The following is a 21,409-nucleotide window of genomic DNA, read 5'->3' on the forward strand; positions in this document are numbered from 1 at the left end:
ACATGCGTTACGTTGATGAATATCGCGCGCCTGAGCAGGTGTTGCAGCTTATCGATCGCCTGAAGTCCCGCGCGTCGCTGCTGGACTACACGAAAGAAAAACCGCTGCGGATCATGGAGGTGTGCGGCGGACACACCCACGCCATCTTTAAATTTGGCCTCGACCAGCTGCTGCCGGAGAACATCGAATTTATCCACGGCCCCGGCTGCCCGGTGTGCGTGCTGCCGATGGGGCGCATCGACAGCTGTCTCGACATCGCCAGCCGCCCCGGTGTGATTTTTTGTACCTTTGGCGACGCCATGCGTGTACCGGGAAAAAATGGCTCGCTGCTCCAGGCGAAGGCGCGCGGCGCGGACGTGCGGATCGTCTACTCACCGATGGATGCCCTGACGCTGGCGATGGCTAATCCTGAGCGTAAGGTCGTCTTTTTCGGGCTGGGTTTTGAAACCACCATGCCCGCCACCGCCATTACCCTCCAGCAGGCGAAAGCCCGCAACGTCACAAACTTTTACTTTTTCTGCCAGCACATCACGCTTATTCCCACGCTGCGCAGCCTGCTGGAAGCGCCGGATAACGGTATCGACGCGTTTCTGGCGCCGGGCCACGTCAGCATGGTGATCGGCACAGAAGCCTACGGTTTTATCGCTGAACAGTACAATCGTCCGTTAGTGGTGGCTGGTTTCGAGCCACTTGATCTACTGCAAGGCGTGACCATGCTGGTTGAGCAGAAAATAGCGGCCCTGAGTGCGGTGGAAAATCAGTATCGCCGCGTGGTGCCCGATGCAGGTAACAGACGGGCACAGCAGGCCATAGCCGACGTGTTTAGCGTCGAAGGCGACAGCGAATGGCGCGGACTGGGGCTGATTGCCGAATCCGGCGTGCACCTGACGCCCGCGTATCGCGCCTTCGACGCCGAAGCGCATTTCCGACCGCAGCCGCAGCAGGTGTGCGACGATCCCCGCGCCCGCTGTGGCGACGTACTCACCGGAAAATGCAAACCTCATCACTGCCCGTTATTTGGCAACGCCTGTAACCCGCAAACCGCGTTTGGCGCGCTGATGGTCTCTTCAGAAGGGGCATGCGCCGCGTGGTATCACTATCGCAACCAGGAGTGTGAAGCATGAACACGGTGGAAATGGCGCACGGAAGCGGTGGACAGGCGATGCAGCAGCTGATTAACCGGCTGTTTATGGACGCCTTTGACAATCCCTGGCTCGCCGAGCAGGAAGATCAGGCGCGCATTGCGCTCTCAACCCTCACCGCACACGGTGACAGGCTGGCGTTCTCTACCGACAGCTACGTGATTGACCCGCTGTTCTTCCCGGGCGGCGATATCGGCAAGCTCGCCGTCTGCGGCACGGCAAACGACGTCGCCGTCAGCGGCGCGATCCCCCGCTACCTCTCCTGCGGGTTTATCCTCGAAGAAGGGTTACCGATGGAAACGCTCACGGCGGTGGTCAACAGCATGGCGCACACCGCCCGCGAGGCGGGGATCGCTATCGTCACCGGGGATACCAAGGTGGTGCAGCGCGGCGCGGCGGATAAGCTTTTTATCAACACCGCCGGGATGGGGGCGATCCCCGCCGATATTCACTGGGGCGCTCAACAGCTTTGCGCAGGCGACGTGCTGATTGTCAGCGGCACGCTGGGCTGCCACGGGGCAACCATCCTGAACCTGCGCGAAGGCCTGGGGCTGGACGGGGAACTGCGCAGTGACTGCGCGGTACTCACGCCGCTGATCCAGACGCTGCGTACCGTTCCCGGCGTGAAAGCGCTGCGCGATGCCACCCGCGGCGGCGTGAATGCCGTGGTGCATGAGTTTGCCGCCAGCAGTGGCTGTGGTATTGAGCTTAACGAGCGCAGCCTGCCCGTCAGACCTGCCGTTCGTGGCCTGTGCGAACTGCTGGGGCTCGACCCGCTGAACTTTGCCAACGAGGGCAAGCTGCTGATCGGCGTGGAGCGCCAGGCTGCCGAAGCCGTACTTGCACAGCTGCGCGCGCATCCATTAGGGAAAGACGCGGCCATCATCGGCGACGTGGTTGAGCGCAAAGGGGTGCGCCTGACCGGGCTTTACGGCGTGAAGCGTACGCTGGATCTGCCGCACGCTGAACCGTTACCCCGAATTTGCTAGACCGCGCCAAAAGCGGTCAGCGCTGAATTTCTCTTTTTGCCAGTTTCTATTGGAAAGCAACAATGCCGTATACACCGATGAGCGATCTTGGACAGCAGGGCCTGTTTGACATCACGCGCACACTTTTACAACAGCCCGACCTCGGCGCACTGAGCGATGCCCTGACGCGGCTGGTCAGGCAATCTGCGCTGGCGGACAGCGCCGCCATTGTGCTCTGGCATAGCGCAACCCACCGCGCGAGCTATTTCTCAACGCGTGATAACGGCAAAATCTTCGAATATGAAGATGAAACGTTTCTTGCCCACGGCCCGGTGCGGCGTATTCTCTCCCGCCCGGAAGCGCTGCACTGCAATTTTGACCAGTTTCGCCAGGCCTGGCCGAAGCTGGCAGAGAGCAACCTTTACCACCCGTTCGGCCACTACAGCATGCTGCCGCTGGCGGTGGAAGGGCAAATTTTTGGCGGCTGCGAGTTTATCCGCGATACCGACCAGCCCTGGAGCGAGGCGGAGTACGAACGCCTGCACACCTTTACCCAGATTGTGGCCGTTGTCGCGGAGCAGATCCAAAGCCGCGTCACCAATAACGTGGACTACGACCTGCTGAGCCGCGAGCGCGATAACTTCCGCATTCTGGTTGCCATCACCAACGCCGTGCTCTCCCGCCTGGACATGGATGAGCTGGTCAGCGAAGTATCAAAAGAGATCCATCACTATTTTAAAATCGATGCCATCAGCATTGCGCTACGCGGCAACCGGAAAGGCAAGCTGAACATCTACTCCACCCACTACCTTGATGAAGCTAACCCGGCGCACGAGCAGAGCGAAGTGGACGAAGCGGGAACGCTGTCCGAGCGGGTATTTAAAAGCAAAGAGATCCTGCTGCTCAATCTCAATGAACAGGATCCGGTAGCCCCCTACGAGCGGATGCTCTTCAACACCTGGGGCAACAAGATCCAGACCCTGTGCCTGCTGCCGCTGATGTCCGGCAACACCATGCTCGGCGTGCTCAAACTGGCGCAGTGCGATGAAGCCGTATTTACCACCGCCAACCTGAAGCTGCTGCGCCAGATCGCCGAGCGCATCTCCATCGCGCTGGATAACGCCCTCGCCTATCAGGAGATCCACCGCCTGAAGGAGCGGCTGGTGGACGAAAACCTGGCGCTGACCGAGCAGCTCAACAACGTGGACAGCGAGTTTGGCGAAATCATCGGGCGCAGCGATGCCATGTACAGCGTGCTCAAGCAGGTGGAGATGGTGGCGCAAAGCGACAGCACGGTGCTGATCCTCGGTGAAACCGGTACCGGGAAAGAGCTGATTGCCCGGGCGATCCACAACCTGAGCAACCGCAACAGCCGCCGGATGGTGAAGATGAACTGCGCGGCGATGCCTGCTGGCTTACTGGAAAGCGACCTGTTCGGCCACGAGCGCGGTGCCTTTACCGGCGCCAGCAGCCAGCGGCTGGGCCGTTTTGAGCTGGCGGATAAAAGCTCTTTGTTCCTCGACGAAGTGGGCGATATGCCGCTGGAGCTCCAGCCCAAGCTGCTGCGCGTGCTGCAGGAGCAGGAGTTTGAGCGCCTCGGCAGCAACAAGCTGATCCAGACCGACGTGCGTCTGATTGCCGCCACCAACCGCGATCTGAAAAAAATGGTCGCAGACCGTGAGTTCAGAAGCGATCTCTACTATCGCCTGAACGTGTTCCCGATCTGCCTGCCGCCGCTGCGCGAGCGCCCGGAAGATATTCCGCTGCTGGTGAAAGCCTTTACCGCGAAGATTGCCCGCCGGATGGGGCGAAATATCGACAGTATTCCTGCTGAAACGCTACGCACACTCTCGGCGATGGAGTGGCCGGGGAACGTGCGCGAGCTGGAAAACGTCATCGAGCGCGCGGTGCTGCTGACGCGCGGGAACGTGCTTCAGCTGTCCCTGCCGGAGGTTTCTCTTGCGGAAACGACCGTGGCCGCAACCGAGGTTGCGAAGGATGGAGAGGATGAATATCAGCTCATTTTGCGCGTGCTCAGGGAGACCAACGGCGTGGTGGCCGGGCCGAAAGGCGCGGCGCAACGGCTGGGGCTGAAGCGTACCACCCTGCTCTCGCGCATGAAGCGTCTGGGAATCGATAAAGAGAGCCTGAATTAACCCGTCATTCCGGCGCCGTATATGGCGCCGCCTTTCATCACTCTGCGTAATTGTCTCACATTGACACAATATATTTTCCTCTGTATAAAATTCCGCCTTAATAATGCGTTTCATTTGCATCAAAATAATTTTAATGAAGGTAGCGTTTAATGAAAAAGGTTCTCTGCGCGTTAGGCCTGGCGGTTGCATCAATGAGTACAGCTCTGGCTACCACGTACCCGCTCACGATAGAAAACTGCGGGTATAAAGAAACCTTCACCAAAGCGCCGGAACGCGTTGTGGCCCTGGGGCAGAATACCGTCGAGATCCTGCTTCTGCTGGGTCTGGAAGATAAGGTGAAAGCCAGCGCGTTCTGGCCGACCAAAGTATTGCCGCAGCTGGCTGAGCAGAATGCAAAAATCAAAACCCTGACCGTCGAAATTCCGACACTTGAATCCATTCTTGCGCAAAACCCTGATTTTGTTCCTGCACAGCTGCCGCTGCTGCTCGGACCGGAAAGTAAGGTCGCAAAACGCGAAGACCTGGCCACCGTTGGGGTAAACAGCTATTTATCTCCGGGCATGTGCGCCACCAAAAAAGCCGCAGGGGACATGTACGGCAGCCGCCAGACGCTGTGGGACATGACCTACCTTTATCAAGAGATTGAGGATTTCGCCAAGATTTTCAACGTGGAAGCGCGCGGTCAGGCCGTTATCGCCGACTTCAAAAAACGTGAAGCCGACCTGCGCCAGGAGTTTGGCAAAAACAACAAAGACCTCTCCTTTGTTTTCTGGTTCTCAAGCTCCTCACCTTCGGCTGATGCCTATGTCGGCGGCAAAAACAGCGCCTCTGGCTTTATTGCTAACGTGCTGGGCGGCCATAACGCCATTACCTCTGAGACCGAATGGCCGACCGTGGGCTGGGAAAGTATTATTGCCGCTAATCCGGACGTGATTGTGGTCTCCAGCCTGGATCGTAACCGCTGGGCGCTGGACAACGCCGAAGAAAAAATCAAATTCCTGAAAAGCGATCCAGCCGTCAGCCAGATGGAGGCGGTGAAGAAGGGTCATATTGTGGTGATGGACGGCCAGGCCATGAACCCGACGATTCGCACGCTTTACGGTGCTGAGCAGGTCGGCGAACAGCTCAGAAAACTGGGACTGAACTGATGACCACCGCCGTACTTCAGATGCGGCAGGGGGTGCTCCTGACCACGTCATGCCTGCTCGCCTTCGTGCTGTTGTTTCTGGTGATCGCCCTTGGCGTCAGCATCGGTGAGTTGTCTATCCCGCTCAATAACGTGTTCTACGCCATCAGCAATAAGCTGGGGCTGACTGACGTTCCGCTCAACCGCATCTACGAGAGCGTCATCTGGGACTTTCGCCTCAGCCGCGCGCTGGTGGCGGCCTGCTGCGGAGCCGGGTTGGCCATCTGCGGGGCCGTATTGCAGAGCCTTTTGAAGAATGCGCTGGCGGAACCTTACGTGCTCGGCGTGTCGGCGGGAGCGTCAACCGGGGCGGTGTCAGTCGTCGTATTGGGTCTCGGCACCGGCGCAGTGTCGCTTTCTGCGGGCGCGTTTGCCGGAGCCTTCGCCGCCTTTGCCTTCGTCGCCTTCCTGACCAACGGCGCGCGCGGCGGCAATGAACGCACGATCCTGGCGGGCGTAGCGGCCTCTCAGCTGTTTAACGCCATTACCGCCTATACCATCAGCACCTCTGCCAGCGCGCAACAGGCGCGCGACGTGATGTTCTGGCTGCTGGGCAGCTTTAGCGGCGTACGCTGGCCGGAATTCCAGCTGGCGCTGGTAGTGGTACTGGCGGGGCTGGCCGTCTGTCTTTATTATTCCCGTGCGCTGGACGCCTTTACGTTCGGTGATGATGCCGCCGCCTCGTTGGGCATTGCCGTGCCCTGGGTGCGCCTGGCCTTGTTTACCACCACCGCCCTGATCACCGCGACCATCGTCAGCATGGCGGGCTCTATTGGTTTTGTCGGGCTGGTCGTGCCGCACGTTATGCGTTTCCTGTTCGGGCCGCTGCACCGCACGCTGCTGATAGCCAGCGCGCTGGCGGGGGCGATCCTGATGGTGCTGGCCGACATCGCCTCGCGGATGCTGATTGCTCCGCAAAGCCTGCCGGTTGGCGTCGTTACCGCGCTGGTTGGCGTACCGTTCTTCGCCGTTATTATCTACCGCTCAAGGAATAAGTAATGAGCATCTGCGCCGAGAAAATCACCTGGAAGGTAGGTAAAAAGATCATTGTGAATAATGTTTCGCTGACGGTTTCCCGGGGCGAAACGGTGGGCCTGCTTGGCCCTAACGGCTGCGGTAAATCCTCGCTGTTGCGCATACTGGCAGGTCTGCGCCGCCCGGATGCCGGGTGCGTGACGCTGGACGGACAGGACATTGCCCGCATTGCCAAAAAGCAGCTGGCGCGGCGCGTGGCGTTTGTTGAACAGCACGGAATGACCGACGCCAATATGCGCGTGCGTGACGTCGTCAAACTGGGGCGAATTCCGCACCATTCTCCCTTCTCAAACTGGAGCGCGCAGGATGACGAAACCGTCACCGCCGCCCTGCAACGCGTGGATATGCTGGATCGCAGCGAACAGGGCTGGCTGAGCTTATCCGGCGGCGAGCGTCAGCGGGTACATATCGCCCGCGCGCTGGCGCAAGCGCCAACCGAAATTCTGCTGGATGAACCGACCAACCACCTGGACATTCATCATCAGATACAGCTTATGCATCTCATCAGCGAGCTGCCGGTGACCAGCATCGTCGCCATTCACGATCTTAACCACGCATCCATGTTCTGCGATTCGCTGATTGTGATGCAGCAAGGGCAGATTGTGGCGACCGGAACGCCGCAGGAAATCTTATCCGAGGAACTACTCTGGGACGTCTTCAGGGTGAAAACCAGAATCGAGATCTCGCCGTACCACGGCAAAAAACACATCCATTTTATCGTGTAGGGGTGAGTTAAAACGATGCCTCTTCGCACTGCCACCACGCTCTGGCCGCCCGTTCTGCTGGGCAGCCAGTTCGTGTTTAACATTGGCTTTTACGCGGTCGTTCCCTTCCTCGCGATCTTCTTGCGTGACGATATGCTGCTCTCCGGCGGGCTGATTGGGCTGGTGCTTGGGCTGCGCACCTTTTCCCAGCAGGGGATGTTTATTGTTGGCGGCGCGCTTTCAGACCGGTTTGGCGCGAAGAGCGTGATCCTCAGCGGCTGCATCGTCCGCGTGGTGGGTTATTTACTGCTGGCCTTTGGGCAATCCCTGTGGCCCGTCATTCTGGGGGCCTGTCTGACGGGCGTCGGCGGCGCGCTGTTCTCACCGTCGATAGAAGCCCTGCTGGCCAAAGCGGGAACGCAAAGCGAGGCGAAGGGTAAACGGAGCCGCGCGGAGTGGTTTGCGCTGTTTGCGGTGTGCGGTGAACTTGGCGCCGTTCTTGGCCCGGTGATGGGGGCCCTGCTGACGGAGCTGGGCTTTCGTCAGGTTGCGCTCGCAGGCGCAGGGATATTTATCGTTGCGCTGGTGGTGCTCTTTTTCTGCCTGCCTGCGGCACATCACAGCACGAAGCCGCTGAAAATTCTGCCCTGGTGGACGACGTTCCGTCAGCCGCGTTTCGTCGCCTTTATCATTGCCTACAGTTCATGGCTGTTAAGCTATAACCAGCTCTATCTGGCGCTGCCGGTGGAGATCCAACGCGCCGGCGGGAACGAAAAAGATCTGGGGCCGCTGTTTATGCTGGCCTCGGTGCTGATTATTGTTCTGCAGCTGCCCCTTGCCCGTTTCGCCCGAAACGTCGGCGCGGTCCGGATCTTACCGGTGGGCTTTTTGCTGCTTTCCGCCTCGTTTGCAAGCGTGGCGCTCTTTGCCGCGACGGAGCCGCCGGAGGGCTGGCTGCGCCTGCTGCCCTCTGCAAGCCTTGTCACGCTGCTGACGCTCGGACAAATGCTGCTGGTGCCGTCGGCTAAAGATTTGATCCCGCGCTTTGCCGAGGAGTCAACGCTTGGAGCGCACTATGGCGCACTCTCAACCGCCGGCGGCATCGCGGTGCTGGTGGGGAATTTAGGTTTAGGCAGCCTGCTGGATAAGGCGCTGGTGCCCTCGACGGAGGCCATTTACCCGTGGCTGCTGCTGGCGGTGTTTCCACTGTGCAGCGCGGTCGCGCTGAGCGTGATTTGCCGCCCGCTGCGGCGCTGAAGCGCCTATTTTTTAGGTCGATACTTTTCAGGCAGTTCCGGAACCGGACGGCGATCGTCAATAAGGTGGCGAAGAGTCAGAATCGGATGACGCCATAGCATTCGTGGCCCCGCCCAGCGCATCACCTGCTTCATCTCCTCACGTCTGGCGGGCTGATAGCAGTGCACCGGGCACTGTTTGCAGGCGGGTTTTTCCTCACCAAAGATGCATTTATCCAGGCGCTTATCCGCGTAGGCATTCAGCGCCTGATAATGGCCCTCATCCTTTACCGCCTGCGGACAGTTTTTTTCATACAGGGCGATCATTTTCGCGATCGTCTCTTTTTCGCGCGCAATGCGTTTCCCCGCCATTTTCATCCCCCCTCAATAACACGCATTCAGAATACCATTTTAAAAAAGGGATTTCAGTCGTTGCATTCTGTTTTCTGAAGGCGCCTTCCAGTCTTCGCTCTTTCCTGACGCGTTTTTACTGTTATTTTATACAGGCAGTCTGAACACACGTTGCCAACAGTTACCGGAGGATCTATGCAAGGAATGGCTATCACCAAACCGTATCGTCACTTAAAAGTGGGTTATTTCAGAAAGCGTCATGAAGATCGTAAAACCAAGATCCCAACGCGTTACAGCGTACACGCAGCCCTGAATCTGAAAGGGGACTGGCTCGAAAAAGCAGGCTTTTTAACCCATTCGCAGGTTCGGGTGGAGGTCGGGCCGGGTAAAATAATTATCGAACTCATTAAAGAGCCGGATGATGGACATCCCGGCCATGTCGTTCAGCGAGAGCAGTAAAAAATAGGGCGTTTTCCGACAGAAAACATAAACCCACGGGGTCCCTGCTGCGTAATGGAATAATTCAGGTTTTTCTTCGGATACAGAAAGAAGTCAGGGAGAATTTCATTCATAATCTCATTTGGTGCGGTTTGCTGACCATTAATGTCATGTATATTTACCGATGTAAAATGGAATGAGTCTTTATTTTCTGTCCATACATAGGAGACATCTCTGCGGATAACGCCAGCAAGTTTATCATTTTTATAATAGGCTCCGCTTAGCGCAATGACGCCAGTCTGCTTCTTCATCGTGTACATGAAGTCCATCGTCAGGTTAGCGCGAATATCCTCATGATAGACGACGATTGACGCTGAACAGGCCTCCGTATTTTCACTGTTTTGCTGGTGTAGACGGTATAGCCATGCGGCCAGTGCGCCAGCGAGGAAGAATACCAGAAACAACAGAACGGTTGCCTTTTTGGTCATCAGAGATGTCCTCTAAAATAGAGCGAAATACATCCGGCATTTGCTTTTATTTCAAAGGGTTCTCTGCAAGCAAGAACGGAAAGCGCCGGAGCATGGCTGGATGAGGAAAAATAGACCCACGGATATTTTTTACAATCAAGCCCCGTGTCTAAAATGATTTTTATAAATCGCCTGAAGTTGCCGACGCCACGAATATCATCGTTTTGCGAGGAAAAATGACAGCCGTTCTGTGTAAGAGTAATTGGATAATCCCTGAAAAAATCTTTTTCCGGGTTATCATGTAAAAGGTATTGAAACGCAAAGAAACCGGCACAAAACGCGATTATCATTAAAGCTGTCGGGAAAATATACTGGCGTAATTGACGCTGTTTTTTCCTCCCACCCGGCATTACGGGAATATTTTCGACAGGTTTATCCTTTGTTTCAACCGGAGAGGTTTCCACTCCCGTCGCTGTCGCTTTTTTTCCGTCATCAACACAGTCCGTGTCAACGCGGGTTACCCTGACATTTTTCTCTATCTGGAATCCTTTTCTCGGCACCGTCGCCACCAGCGTATCGTCCGTCTCTCCTGTGGTCCGGAGCCCGCGTCGAATTATAGAGATATTCTGATAAAGCGTATTTGCCGGAACCAGCATGCCGTCCTCGCCCCAGACTTTATCAAAGAAGTATTTCTGCGTAACGACTTCTGGAAATGATTCTAAAAGAAGGTTCAGACAACGGCTGGCAGGGGTTGTCAGAATTACATTTAAGTCAGGACGGGTCAACGAAATCAGCAAATTCCTCTCTGGACAAAATTTAATTTTATCGTTAATTATCCAGAACATATGCCGCTCGCTTACGATAAACAGAATAGTTAACTGCCGGGGTGAAGTGTAATTATACTCTGCGATCAACCCTTGTCAAAGCAGGGGGTTATCACTTTTTCCTTCCGCATTTACCTGTTCCGACAGAACATTAATGCCGCGGATAAGGACCAGATTTACAGTCAATCGCAATATTTAATAGTCGGGCCTCTTTTTAAAGTATATTCACCCGCGGGATGAACGTAATAACGAGTAACGGACGCTAAATGCGATGTATGCTTGGATTAACGCTGTACAGCGCGACAGCACCTTGAGTGCCGGATTAGCTACAAGGATGGAATGAGGTACGCATTTTACAGAAAGAGCCCTTTCCTGCTGTTTTCCTGCCATACAGACTTCGTTATCATGGTCGCCATACATCGATGAATGAAACGCAGGATTCATGAGTTCCAATGAGCGGATATGTAACCAGACAACAAAAAAATACAACTCATTGAAATTTAAGAACATGGACACCAGGATTTTATGAGCACACTTGAGAATTTTGACGCCCACACGCCAATGATGCAGCAGTACCTGAAGCTGAAAGCGCAGCATCCGGAAATCCTGCTCTTTTACCGTATGGGCGATTTTTATGAGCTTTTTTATGACGATGCGAAACGTGCGTCTCAGCTGCTCGACATTTCCCTGACGAAACGTGGCGCGTCGGCAGGCGAGCCCATCCCGATGGCGGGTATCCCGCATCACGCGGTTGAAAACTATCTGGCGAAGCTGGTGAACCAGGGCGAGTCTGTCGCTATCTGCGAACAAATTGGTGACCCGGCCACATCGAAAGGCCCCGTTGAGCGCAAGGTCGTACGCATCGTCACGCCGGGAACCATCAGCGATGAGGCCCTGCTTCAGGAGCGCCAGGATAACCTGCTGGCGGCGATCTGGCAGGATGGTAAAGGGTTTGGCTACGCCACGCTGGATATCAGCTCCGGTCGTTTTCGCCTGAGTGAACCGGCTGACCGTGAAACCATGGCGGCTGAACTACAGCGCACTAATCCGGCAGAACTGCTTTATGCAGAGGATTTCGCCGAGATGGCGCTGATTGAAGGTCGCCGCGGCCTGCGTCGTCGTCCACTGTGGGAGTTCGAAATTGATACCGCGCGCCAGCAGTTAAACCTGCAATTTGGCACGCGCGATTTGATTGGCTTTGGCGTGGAAAACGCCCCGCGCGGGCTGTGTGCCGCAGGCTGCCTGTTGCAGTACGTTAAGGATACGCAACGTACCGCCCTGCCCCATATTCGTTCCATCACCATGGAGCGTCAGCAGGACAGCATCATCATGGATGCCGCCACGCGCCGCAACCTGGAGATCACGCAGAACCTCGCTGGCGGCATGGAAAATACGCTGGCGTCGGTTCTTGACAGCACGGTTACCCCCATGGGCAGCCGTATGCTCAAACGCTGGCTGCATATGCCGATCCGCAATACCGAAACGCTGACTGGCCGCCAGCAAACCATTGCCGCATTGCAGGATCGTTACACCGAATTGCAGCCGGTGCTGCGTCAGGTGGGTGATCTTGAGCGTATCCTGGCGCGCCTGGCCTTGCGCACCGCGCGTCCACGCGATCTCGCCCGTATGCGGCACGCGTTCCAGCAGTTGCCGGAACTGCGCGCTCAGCTGGGAGAGATCGACAGCGCGCCAGTGCAAAAGCTGCGCGAAACCATGGGCGAATTTACCGAGCTTCGCGAACTGCTGGAACGCGCCATCATTGATGCGCCGCCTGTTCTGGTGCGGGATGGCGGGGTTATTGCTCCGGGTTACAACGAAGAGCTGGACGAATGGCGTGCGCTGGCCGATGGCGCGACGGATTATCTGGATAAGCTGGAAATCCGCGAGCGTGAACGTCTGGGGCTCGACACCCTGAAAGTCGGCTACAACGCGGTACACGGTTACTATATCCAGATCAGCCGTGGGCAGAGCCACCTGGCCCCGATTCACTACGTTCGCCGCCAGACGCTGAAAAATGCCGAGCGCTACATTATACCCGAGCTGAAAGAGTACGAAGACAAAGTGCTCACGTCGAAAGGTAAAGCGCTGGCGCTGGAGAAACAGCTGTATGACGAGCTGTTCGACATCCTGATGCCGCACCTGGCTGACCTGCAACTGAGCGCCGCTGCGCTGGCCGAGCTGGATGTCCTGGTAAACCTGGCTGAGCGCGCCGACACGCTGAATTACACCTGTCCGACCTTTACTGACAAACCCGGCATTCGCATTACCGAAGGCCGCCACCCGGTGGTTGAGCAGGTGCTGAACGAGCCGTTTATTGCCAACCCGTTGAACCTGTCACCGCAGCGAAGAATGCTGATCATTACCGGCCCCAACATGGGCGGTAAAAGTACCTATATGCGCCAGACAGCCCTTATCGCGCTGCTCGCCTACATCGGCAGCTACGTTCCAGCGCAGAAGGTTGAGATTGGCCCTATCGACCGTATCTTCACCCGTGTGGGTGCGGCGGACGATCTGGCGAGCGGTCGCTCTACCTTTATGGTCGAGATGACCGAAACCGCCAACATTCTGCATAACGCGACAGAGAACAGTCTGGTGTTGATGGACGAAGTAGGACGCGGTACCTCCACCTATGACGGCCTGTCTCTGGCCTGGGCGTGCGCGGAAAGTCTGGCAAATAAAATCAAGGCGCTGACGCTGTTCGCAACGCACTATTTCGAACTGACACAGCTGCCAGAGAAAATGGAAGGCGTGGCTAACGTCCACCTTGATGCGCTTGAGCACGGCGACACCATCGCCTTTATGCACACGGTGCAGGACGGCGCGGCAAGCAAGAGCTATGGCCTGGCCGTCGCCGCGCTGGCGGGCGTGCCAAAAGAGGTGATTAAGCGCGCGCGTCAGAAATTGCGTGAGCTGGAAAGTTTGTCACCGAATGCGGCAGCTACGCAGATAGATGGTACGCAGATGTCACTGCTGGCGGTGCCGGAAGAGACCTCTCCGGCGGTAGAAGCGCTGGAGAACCTCGACCCGGATTCACTGACGCCGCGTCAGGCGCTGGAGTGGATTTATCGGTTGAAGAGTCTGGTTTAGTTTTCTGCGGTCTTTTGCCCGGTGGCGGCTTCGCCTTACCCGGCCTACAAAACCCGTAGGCCCGGTATGCGTAGCGCCACCGGGCTTTTTTTACAGCAGCGGCGGGATCGTCGGCACCTGCGGTGCTTCATCAATATCCTTCTGGGTCATGCGGAACGCTTCCGGGTAATGCTCGCGGCTGGTACGGCGCAACGGTTCGGTATCGCGCCAGGTATACAGACAGTGCTGACACTGATATACCGTCCAGACACCTTTCACCGGTGATGTTGCCATCACTTCAATATGTTCATCGGCACAACGTGGACAAATCATTTTTTCCTCCTTATTGACGTGCCGCCAGCATCGCGGTCAGTTTTTCGGCCCAGGCTTTGGTTTCAGGGAGATCCTGTACCGGCTGGCTGTAGTGACCACGGTTGTCCGGGGCAACCGGGGTGGTGGCATCAATGATCAGCTTGTCAGTGATCCCCGCCGGGCTGGAGCCGGGGTCAAGCTCGAGCACAGACATATTCGGTAGCTGCACCAGATCGCCTGCCGGATTGACCTTTGATGACAGCGCCCACATCACCTGCGGCAGGTTAAACGGATCGACGTCTTCATCCACCATAATCACCATTTTCACGTAACCCAGACCGTGTGGCGTGGTCATGGCTCGGAGGCCGACCGCACGGGCAAAACCGCCGTAACGCTTTTTAGTGGAGATAATCGCCAGCAAACCGTGGGTGTACATGGCGTTTACCGCCTGCACTTCCGGGAATTCCGACTTTAGCTGCTGATAGAGCGGTACGCAGGTGGCGGGCCCCATCAGATAATCAATCTCGGTCCACGGCATGCCGAGGTAAAGGGATTCGAAAATGGGTTTGGTGCGGTAAGAGACTTTATCAATGCGTACAACCGTCATATTGCGTCCGCCGGAGTAGTGTCCGGTAAACTCACCGAATGGCCCTTCAATTTCACGTTTCCGGCCTTCAATCACCCCTTCGAGGATCACTTCCGACCCCCACGGCACATCGAAACCGGTCAGTGGAGCCGTCGCCATCGGATACGGGCTTTCGCGTAGCGCACCGGCCATCTCATACTCGGATTGATCGTATTTCAGCGGCGTGGCGCCCATCAGGGTGATGATCGGATCGTTACCCAGCGTAATGGCAATAGGCAGGTCTTCGCCGCGCTCTTCTGCCTTATGCAGATGCAGCGCGATATCATGCATCGGCACCGGTTGCAGGCCGAGCTTACGCTTGCCCTTCACTTCCATACGGTAGATCCCGACGTTCTGTTTGCCGAAGTGATCGGGGTCGAGCGGATCGCGGGAGACAACGCACGCTTTATCGAGATAAAAGCCTCCGTCACCGTCGTTCAGGCGGAACAGCGGCAGAATGTCGAACAGGTTGATGTCTTCCCCGTCCACCGTGTTCTGCGCCCAGGCCGGATTTGCACGACGCTCTGGCGAGACGGGGAATTTGTCCCAGCGACGAATAAACTCGTCGATCTGTTTTTTCACCGGGGTATTCGCTGGCAGCCCCATCGAAATAGCGTGGTTTTGCCACGAGCCGATAGTGTTCATCACCACACGGGCATCGGTGAAGCCGCGAATATTATCGAACCACAGCGCAGGCGCACCATCGCCAATGCGTCCGGTCGCGTTGGCGGCCGCCGCCAGATCCGGCTCGGCGTTAACCTCTTCCTCAATTTTCAGCAGTTGCCCTTGCTCATCGAGCGCCTGCAGGAAGCTTCTCAAATCATCAAATGCCATCTTTATTCTCCTGTGAAAAATGTTTCGCTGCCTGCAAACCTTCCCAGCGTCGGGCTTTTTTATGCTCCAGACCAAACTGGTCGAGAACACGGGTCACGATATGCTGGGTAATGTCATCGGCGGTTTGCGGGTGGTTGTAGTACGCAGGCATAGGCGGCACCATCGCCACGCCCATACGGGAAAGAGCAAGCATGTTCTCGAGATGGATGGTGCTGAGCGGCGTCTCACGGGGAACCAGCACCAGCTTGCGCCCCTCTTTCAACACTACGTCTGCCGCACGCCCTACCAGCCCTTCGGCGTAGCCCGCGCGGATACCCGCCAGCGTTTTCATGCTGCACGGGATGACGATCATGCCGTCGGTGCGAAACGAGCCGGAGGAGATGGTGGCAGCCTGATCGGCCGGGCTATGGACGACATCCGCCAGTGCAGCAACGTCATGCGCAGTGAAGGGCGTTTCCAGCTCAATCGTGGTTTTTGCCCACTTCGACATCACCAGGTGCGTTTCCACCTCCGGCATTTCCCGCAGCGCCTGTAACAACGCCACGCCTAATGGCGCACCCGTCGCGCCCGTCATTCCCACAATCAATCTCATTCAGCACCTCAATTAATTTGTTCGTATACGAACATATTAATTAAACTACGCCTTGATCCTGCTGCTGACAAGATCGTTCGCATACGATCACACTAATCGCTAAAAAACTCTCGCGTTAAAATTCAGCCCAAGAGCGGCTATCATAGAGGGAGTATTTTTCCGTCGGAGTGTCCATGGAGTTAAGACAAGAAGCTTTCCACCTGCTACGTCAGCTTTTTCAACAGCATACCGCCCAGTGGCAGCACGCATTGCCTGAACTGACCAAGCCACAATATGCGGTGATGCGGTCAATTGCTGAAAATCCTGGTATTGAGCAGGTTGCCCTGACTGAAGTCGCGGTGAGCACCAAAGCGACGCTGGCAGAAATGCTGAGCCGCATGGAAGCACGCGGCCTGGTCAGGCGCGAGCACGATCCGGCAGACAAACGCCGTCGGTTTGTCTTTCTGACTGCCGAAGGAGAGGCCCTGCTTGAGAGCAGTAAACCGATTGGAAATGAGGTGGATGAGGCATTTCTGGGGCGCCTTAATGGCGCGGAACGAGAGCAATTTTCAGCGCTCATTAAAAAAATGATGCAGGGTTAAGTCACCCTGACGCGCATAAAATCAATAAATGTTCGCACTTTCGCGGGCACATGCCGGGCATCGGGATAAACGGCATAGATGCCCTGCTGAGCAAACGTGTATGCCGGTAACAGCGAGACCAGTTCCCCCGCATCCAGTGCGTTACGCACCAGCCACTCCGGCAGCAGCGCCACTCCACATCCCGCGAGGGCAAAAGCCATCAGCGCCTGGGCGCTGTCTGCATACAGGCGCGGCGCTTTCTTGATCTCAAAGGAAACCGGATGTCCATCAACACCTCTCACCTGCCAGCGCAGCGGCGACGTTAAACGCTCGTGAATGATCCAGTCCGCTTCCGCCAGTTGTTCCAGCGAGTCAACCGGATGGTTTGCCAGCCAGCCTGGCGTTGCCACGGGCAGGATGGTGAAAGAGGTCATCAACGCGGCGTGGTAGCGCGAATCTGCAAGCGTGCCGAGCCGGATAGCGACATCGAAGCGCTCGGCGATAAGATCGGCATGCAAAGAGGACGAGACATGCCGCACGCGAAGGTCCGGGTGCAACTGGCTAAATTCAGCCAGCAAAGGCACCACCACCTGCGAGCCATATTCGGGCGTGGTGGTGATCCGCAGTTCTCCCGTCAGCCCGGCGTGGTTGGCGCGAACGTCATCCTGCAATCGCTCTGCATCCCGTAACAGCATCACGCTTCGTTGATGAAAGAGCTTCCCCGCCTCGGTCAGCGTCAGGCGTCGGGTGGTTCGCAGCAACAGGGTGACGCCCAGCTCCTCTTCAAGCTGACGAATATGAAAGCTGACCACCGCTTTTGTCAGCCCCATCGCCTCCGCCGCGGCGGTGAAACTGCCGGTGTCCGCTACGGCGATAAACATTGCCGTACGCTGTAAATTAAGCATCGCTTGCCTGGTTAACTGTCAAAATAATGTTGACAGTATATCGTGCTTTGTCGCGTTTATCCGTAACGCGCGGGCCGATACGATACGCCACCTCACCGGAGGAACTTCCATGACGTATCGCAGCAAAATCGCCGTCGTCTTTCTGCTCGGCTTTTTCCTTGATTTGATAAACATGTTTATTGCCAGCGTCGCCTTTCCGGCGATGGCTCGCGCTTTCAATACCACACCTTCCGCGCTTGCCTGGGTAAGTAACGGATACATTGCCGGGCTGACGCTAGTCATCCCTTTCAGCAGTATCCTGATGCGCCGCGTCGGGCCGAAGCGCGTTATCCTGCTCTCACTGCTTCTCTTTAGCGCGGCCTCCGTTGCGGCGGGTCTCTCATCTTCGCTGGAAAGTCTGATTGCCTGGCGAGCCGTGCAGGGCGCCGGAGGGGGGTTACTGATCCCGGTTGGTCAGGCGCTGACCTGGCAACAGTTTAAGCCTCATGAGCGGGCCAGACTCTCCTCGGCGGTGATGCTGGTCGCACTGCTTGCCCCCGCGTGCTCACCGGCTGTGGGCGGTATGCTGGTTCAGACATTCAGCTGGCGCTGGATATTTTTTGCCACCCTGCCCGTCGTCATTGTCACCTTTGCTTTGGCCTGCGCGTGGCTTAAAACAGAACCGTCGCCGATAACCCCCACCAGGACAGTAAACCTGTCTTTGCTGACGGATCCGCTGTTGCGCTTATCCATGCTTATCTATGTGTGCGTACCCGGCATTTTTATCGGCGTGAACGTAACGGGCATGTATTACCTCCAGAGCGAGGCCAATATGACACCCGCCGCAACGGGCATGCTTATGCTGCCGTGGTCTGTGGCTTCGTTTTTGGCTATCACCGCGACAGGACGCTATTTCAACCGTATCGGCCCCCGGCCGCTGGTGGTCATCGGTTGCCTTTTGCAGGCGACGGGCATTCTGCTTTTAGTTAACGTCGGCCCGGCAATGCTGCTACCTGCCGTTGCGTTTGCGCTGATGGGCGCGGGGGGAAGCCTTTGCAGCAGTACGGCTCAGAGCAGCGCGTTTTTGACGATGCGACCGGAAGATATGCCCGATGCCAGCGCGCTATGGAATCTCAATCGTCAGTTGAGCTTTTTTGCGGGCGCTCTGCTGCTGGCGCAGGCGCTGAGCTTCATGCAGGCTTATCTCTCGCCGCTGGCCGCCTGGCACGGGATGTTTGTTTTTGCCGCAGTCATCACTCTACTGCCCGTACTGTACGTCTACCGTCTTAACAACACGCAGTTACTTGCGCAACTGCAACAGGAGCAACCATGACCCATTTCGAACAAGAGATCCTCGACATTCACGTCGCCCTTGAAAACTGGTTAGGTGCAGGCGAAGGCAATCGGGACGCCCTGCTCGCCCGTTTCCGTCCGGATTTTCTGATGGTTCCACCGAGTGGCAACCCGTTAGATCATCACGCGCTTGCCCAATTTTTATATGCGCAGCGGGGAACCCGACCCGGGCTCAGGATCGGTATTGACGCGTTAACAACGCTTCAGACATGGGACAACGGCGCGGTGCTCCATTACCGGGAGACGCAAACCCGGCCAGGCCAGCCCGTCAACGTGCGCTGGTCAACCGCGGTGCTTAATCAGGAAGGGGATAACATCACCTGGTGTTTGCTGCACGAAACGGCGCAGCCGTAAGGCATAAAAAAGGCCCGTCTCACGACGGGCCTTTTCTGACGAATGGTTGCTTACTCGCGGAACAGCGCTTCGATATTCAGACCTTGCCCTTGCAGGATCTCACGCAGGCGGCGTAGGCCTTCAACCTGAATCTGACGAACACGTTCACGGGTCAGGCCAATCTCACGGCCGACATCTTCCAGTGTCGCAGCTTCATACCCCAGTAAACCGAAACGACGTGCCAGCACTTCACGCTGTTTGGCGTTCAGTTCGAACAGCCATTTGACGATGCTCTGTTTCATGTCATCGTCCTGCGTGGTGTCTTCCGGGCCGTTGTCTTTTTCATCGGCCAGGATGTCCAGCAGCGCTTTTTCGGAGTCGCCACCCAGCGGGGTGTCAACCGAGGTAATGCGCTCGTTGAGACGCAACATACGGCTTACGTCATCAACCGGTTTGTCGAGTTGCTCTGCGATCTCTTCCGCACTTGGCTCGTGGTCCAGTTTATGGGACAACTCGCGCGCGGTACGCAGATAAACATTCAACTCTTTGACGATGTGGATCGGCAGTCGAATCGTACGGGTCTGGTTCATAATAGCCCGTTCGATGGTCTGACGAATCCACCAGGTCGCGTAGGTTGAGAAACGGAACCCGCGTTCCGGGTCAAACTTCTCAACTGCGCGGATGAGACCTAAGTTGCCCTCTTCAATCAGATCCAGCAGAGCCAGACCACGATTGCCGTAACGGCGGGCAATTTTCACGACCAGTCGCAGGTTACTTTCGATCATGCGACGACGCGAGGCAACATCACCACGCAAAGCACGACGTGCGAAATAGACTTCTTCTTCGGCCGTTAGCAGTGGGGAGTAACCAATCTCCCCAAGGTAAAGCTGAGTCGCGTCCAGCACACGCTGTGTGGCACCCTGCGATAACAGCTCTTCTTCAGCCAAATCGTTATCACTGGGTTCCTCTTCTACTAAGGCTTTTTCGTCAAAAGCCTCTGCTCCGTTCTCATCAAATTCCGCGTCTTCATTTAAATCATGAACTTTCAGCGTATTCTGACTCATAAGGTGGCTCCTACCCGTGATCCCTGGACGAGACACCCTGGCTGGCATGCCCCGTCAATTTATCGCTGCGGTAAATATTGCAGCGGGTTTACGGATTTCCCCTTGTAACGAATTTCAAAATGCAAGCGTGTAGAACTGGTTCCGGTGCTACCCATGGTAGCGATTTTTTGCCCCGCCTTAACTTCTTGTTGTTCCCGGACCAGCATTGTGTCGTTATGGGCGTAGGCACTCAGGTAATCATCATTATGTTTGATGATAATAAGATTACCGTAACCGCGCAGTGCGTTACCGGCATAGACAACGCGTCCGTCTGCGGTCGCGATGATTGCCTGTCCTTTACTGCCTGCGATATCGATCCCTTTGTTGCCCCCCTCAGAGGTAGCGAAGTTCTCGATGATCTTGCCGTCAGTTGGCCAACGCCAGGTGGTAATTGACGAGCTGGCATTCTGACTGCTTGCAGTCGGTACAGTAGAGCTAACCACAGGTGCCGTAGTCGGTGCTGTGACAACAGTCGCAGTACCTTTATTATTCGGCAACATTTTGTTAGCACTCTGATCACCTGAATCCTCAGAATACGTAATTACAGGTTGTGAAGCAACCACCGTGGTGGTTTTTTGTGCAGGGGTGACGCTGTTATTTTGCGCAGTTACGTCGGCTGCTGAAACGGTGTTGCCTGGCGTAAGCGGTGTCCCCGTCGCGTTGCCAACCTGAAGCGTTTGCCCGACTTCCAGAGCATACGGGGCCTGGACGTTGTTTCGCTGTGCCAGATCGCGGAAATCGTTCCCGGTGATCCAGGCAATATAGAACAGCGTATCGCCGCGCTTCACGGTATAGGTGCTGCCGCCGGTATAGCTACCTTTCGGAATGTTCCCATACTTACGGTTATACACTATGCGGCCATTTTCAGTCTGAACAGGCTGTTCCACTGGCTGTATCTGCGTAGGCTGCGTAACTGGACGCTGAACCGGCTGGATCTGCGGCGTTTGCTGCGCCGTTGAGGTGCCCATTTTAGGCGGAGGGGTAATCAACATTCCGCTGGACGTGTTACCCGAGCCGCTGGTTCCATTAACGGAACTGACGGGCGCAGGCGCGTTATTTGAACTTGTACAGCCTGCCAGCCAGAGCGAAACCAGTGATAATGCCGCAACACGGCTGATGGTGAATTTTGGGCTTCCCGCGCTCATTTATCCCCCAGGAATGTGTTAACTACCAGTGACTTAAAAATAACCGTGATGGCACGAACCTATCGCGCCACACCATACGCTGAATTTGCCTTAATA

General features: G+C 56.4%; 22 protein-coding genes. 13 read left to right on the forward strand and 9 right to left on the reverse strand.

Features of this window, described 5'->3' with window-relative positions; genetic code table 11:
* Positions 1-2 precede the first annotated feature (2 nt).
* From hypD to SK53_RS12265, 7 genes are all read left to right on the forward strand, one after another.
* Complete coding sequence (gene hypD, locus SK53_RS12235; RefSeq protein ID WP_045331298.1) at positions 3-1,124, forward strand: hydrogenase formation protein HypD; 1,122 nt, start codon at positions 3-5, stop codon at positions 1,122-1,124.
* Positions 1,121-2,131 (forward strand): hydrogenase expression/formation protein HypE, encoded by a 1,011-nt coding sequence (gene hypE / locus SK53_RS12240; RefSeq protein WP_048209524.1) that lies wholly within the window; start codon positions 1,121-1,123, stop codon positions 2,129-2,131. The genes hypD and hypE overlap by 4 nt, the downstream gene beginning before the upstream one ends.
* A 62-nt stretch (positions 2,132-2,193) precedes the next feature.
* Entirely contained in the window at positions 2,194-4,266 is a 2,073-nt protein-coding gene (flhA, locus tag SK53_RS12245) for a formate hydrogenlyase transcriptional activator FlhA (RefSeq protein WP_023323668.1), read from the forward strand.
* A gap of 149 nt (positions 4,267-4,415) precedes the next feature.
* On the forward strand, positions 4,416-5,414 hold the full coding sequence (locus SK53_RS12250) for a siderophore ABC transporter substrate-binding protein EitA (RefSeq protein WP_022651749.1): 999 nt from the start codon (positions 4,416-4,418) through the stop codon (positions 5,412-5,414).
* Entirely contained in the window at positions 5,414-6,451 is a 1,038-nt protein-coding gene (locus tag SK53_RS12255) for a FecCD family ABC transporter permease (RefSeq protein WP_022651750.1), read from the forward strand. Before SK53_RS12250 ends, SK53_RS12255 begins: the two co-directional genes overlap by 1 nt.
* Positions 6,451-7,212 carry a siderophore ABC transporter ATP-binding protein EitC gene (locus SK53_RS12260; protein WP_048209525.1) on the forward strand — a complete coding sequence of 254 codons (762 nt, stop codon included), beginning with the start codon at positions 6,451-6,453 and terminating at the stop codon, positions 7,210-7,212. Before SK53_RS12255 ends, SK53_RS12260 begins: the two co-directional genes overlap by 1 nt.
* 15 nt (positions 7,213-7,227) lie before the next feature.
* Positions 7,228-8,448 (forward strand): MDR family MFS transporter, encoded by a 1,221-nt coding sequence (locus tag SK53_RS12265; protein WP_048209526.1) that lies wholly within the window; start codon positions 7,228-7,230, stop codon positions 8,446-8,448.
* Positions 8,449-8,453: 5 nt separating this feature from the next.
* On the opposite strand, the gene SK53_RS12270 is transcribed toward SK53_RS12265, so the two are convergent.
* Positions 8,454-8,798: a nitrous oxide-stimulated promoter family protein gene (locus SK53_RS12270; RefSeq protein ID WP_032610039.1), complete on the reverse strand. Its 345-nt coding sequence runs from the start codon at positions 8,796-8,798 to the stop codon at positions 8,454-8,456.
* 174 nt (positions 8,799-8,972) lie between these two features.
* Between SK53_RS12270 and SK53_RS12275 the strand changes: the two genes are divergently transcribed.
* Positions 8,973-9,236: a SymE family type I addiction module toxin gene (locus SK53_RS12275; protein ID WP_023314732.1), complete on the forward strand. Its 264-nt coding sequence runs from the start codon at positions 8,973-8,975 to the stop codon at positions 9,234-9,236.
* On the opposite strand, the gene SK53_RS12280 is transcribed toward SK53_RS12275, so the two are convergent.
* Together SK53_RS12280 and SK53_RS12285 are read right to left on the reverse strand one after the other, a co-directional pair.
* On the reverse strand, positions 9,221-9,703 hold the full coding sequence (locus SK53_RS12280; RefSeq protein WP_023314733.1) for a hypothetical protein: 483 nt from the start codon (positions 9,701-9,703) through the stop codon (positions 9,221-9,223). The two genes, SK53_RS12275 and SK53_RS12280, sit on opposite strands and share 16 nt — an antisense overlap.
* Positions 9,703-10,527: a winged helix-turn-helix domain-containing protein gene (locus SK53_RS12285; RefSeq protein WP_032610277.1), complete on the reverse strand. Its 825-nt coding sequence runs from the start codon at positions 10,525-10,527 to the stop codon at positions 9,703-9,705. The genes SK53_RS12280 and SK53_RS12285 overlap by 1 nt, the downstream gene beginning before the upstream one ends.
* A 504-nt stretch (positions 10,528-11,031) precedes the next feature.
* Between SK53_RS12285 and mutS the strand changes: the two genes are divergently transcribed.
* Positions 11,032-13,593, forward strand: coding sequence for a DNA mismatch repair protein MutS (gene mutS / locus SK53_RS12290; RefSeq protein WP_023323671.1), 2,562 nt, complete (start codon positions 11,032-11,034; stop codon positions 13,591-13,593).
* A 90-nt stretch (positions 13,594-13,683) separates the two neighbouring features.
* Here the strand turns inward: mutS and SK53_RS12295 are convergent, their stop codons facing one another.
* The 3 genes from SK53_RS12295 to SK53_RS12305 are packed head-to-tail and all read right to left on the reverse strand — an operon-like array spanning position 13,684 to position 15,935.
* A complete protein-coding gene (locus SK53_RS12295; protein ID WP_003862116.1) occupies positions 13,684-13,905 on the reverse strand; it encodes a non-oxidative hydroxyarylic acid decarboxylases subunit D in 222 nt (73 codons plus the stop codon).
* 10 nt (positions 13,906-13,915) lie between these two features.
* Entirely contained in the window at positions 13,916-15,343 is a 1,428-nt protein-coding gene (locus tag SK53_RS12300; protein ID WP_048209527.1) for a non-oxidative hydroxyarylic acid decarboxylases subunit C, read from the reverse strand.
* Complete coding sequence (locus tag SK53_RS12305) at positions 15,333-15,935, reverse strand: non-oxidative hydroxyarylic acid decarboxylases subunit B (RefSeq protein ID WP_003862111.1); 603 nt, start codon at positions 15,933-15,935, stop codon at positions 15,333-15,335. The genes SK53_RS12300 and SK53_RS12305 overlap by 11 nt, the downstream gene beginning before the upstream one ends.
* 173 nt (positions 15,936-16,108) lie before the next feature.
* On the opposite strand from SK53_RS12305, the gene SK53_RS12310 reads away from it, so the two are divergent.
* The gene (locus SK53_RS12310) at positions 16,109-16,516 is read left to right on the forward strand and encodes a MarR family winged helix-turn-helix transcriptional regulator (RefSeq protein ID WP_022651767.1); all 408 of its coding nucleotides are present in this window, start codon (positions 16,109-16,111) and stop codon (positions 16,514-16,516) included.
* On the opposite strand, the gene SK53_RS12315 is transcribed toward SK53_RS12310, so the two are convergent.
* The gene (locus SK53_RS12315) at positions 16,513-17,400 is read right to left on the reverse strand and encodes a LysR family transcriptional regulator (RefSeq protein ID WP_003862107.1); all 888 of its coding nucleotides are present in this window, start codon (positions 17,398-17,400) and stop codon (positions 16,513-16,515) included. The genes SK53_RS12310 and SK53_RS12315 overlap by 4 nt on opposite strands.
* A 109-nt stretch (positions 17,401-17,509) precedes the next feature.
* Between SK53_RS12315 and SK53_RS12320 the strand changes: the two genes are divergently transcribed.
* Positions 17,510-18,712, forward strand: a complete 1,203-nt coding sequence (locus tag SK53_RS12320; protein WP_048209529.1) for an MFS transporter — start codon at positions 17,510-17,512, stop codon at positions 18,710-18,712.
* A complete protein-coding gene (locus SK53_RS12325; protein ID WP_048209530.1) occupies positions 18,709-19,086 on the forward strand; it encodes a DUF4440 domain-containing protein in 378 nt (125 codons plus the stop codon). The genes SK53_RS12320 and SK53_RS12325 overlap by 4 nt, the downstream gene beginning before the upstream one ends.
* Before the next feature lie 50 nt (positions 19,087-19,136).
* Here the strand turns inward: SK53_RS12325 and rpoS are convergent, their stop codons facing one another.
* Together rpoS and nlpD are read right to left on the reverse strand one after the other, a co-directional pair.
* Positions 19,137-20,129, reverse strand: a complete 993-nt coding sequence (gene rpoS / locus SK53_RS12330) for an RNA polymerase sigma factor RpoS (RefSeq protein ID WP_013098493.1) — start codon at positions 20,127-20,129, stop codon at positions 19,137-19,139.
* Between the two features lie 59 nt (positions 20,130-20,188).
* The gene (gene nlpD / locus SK53_RS12335; RefSeq protein ID WP_306173475.1) at positions 20,189-21,262 is read right to left on the reverse strand and encodes a murein hydrolase activator NlpD; all 1,074 of its coding nucleotides are present in this window, start codon (positions 21,260-21,262) and stop codon (positions 20,189-20,191) included.
* Between nlpD and SK53_RS24070 the strand changes: the two genes are divergently transcribed.
* Positions 21,204-21,335: a peptidase gene (locus tag SK53_RS24070; RefSeq protein ID WP_306173474.1), complete on the forward strand. Its 132-nt coding sequence runs from the start codon at positions 21,204-21,206 to the stop codon at positions 21,333-21,335. The two genes, nlpD and SK53_RS24070, sit on opposite strands and share 59 nt — an antisense overlap.
* Positions 21,336-21,409 lie beyond the last annotated feature (74 nt).

Source organism: Enterobacter sp. MGH119, assembly GCF_001037675.1.
GTDB classification, from domain to species: Bacteria; Pseudomonadota; Gammaproteobacteria; order Enterobacterales; family Enterobacteriaceae; genus Enterobacter; species Enterobacter hormaechei_C.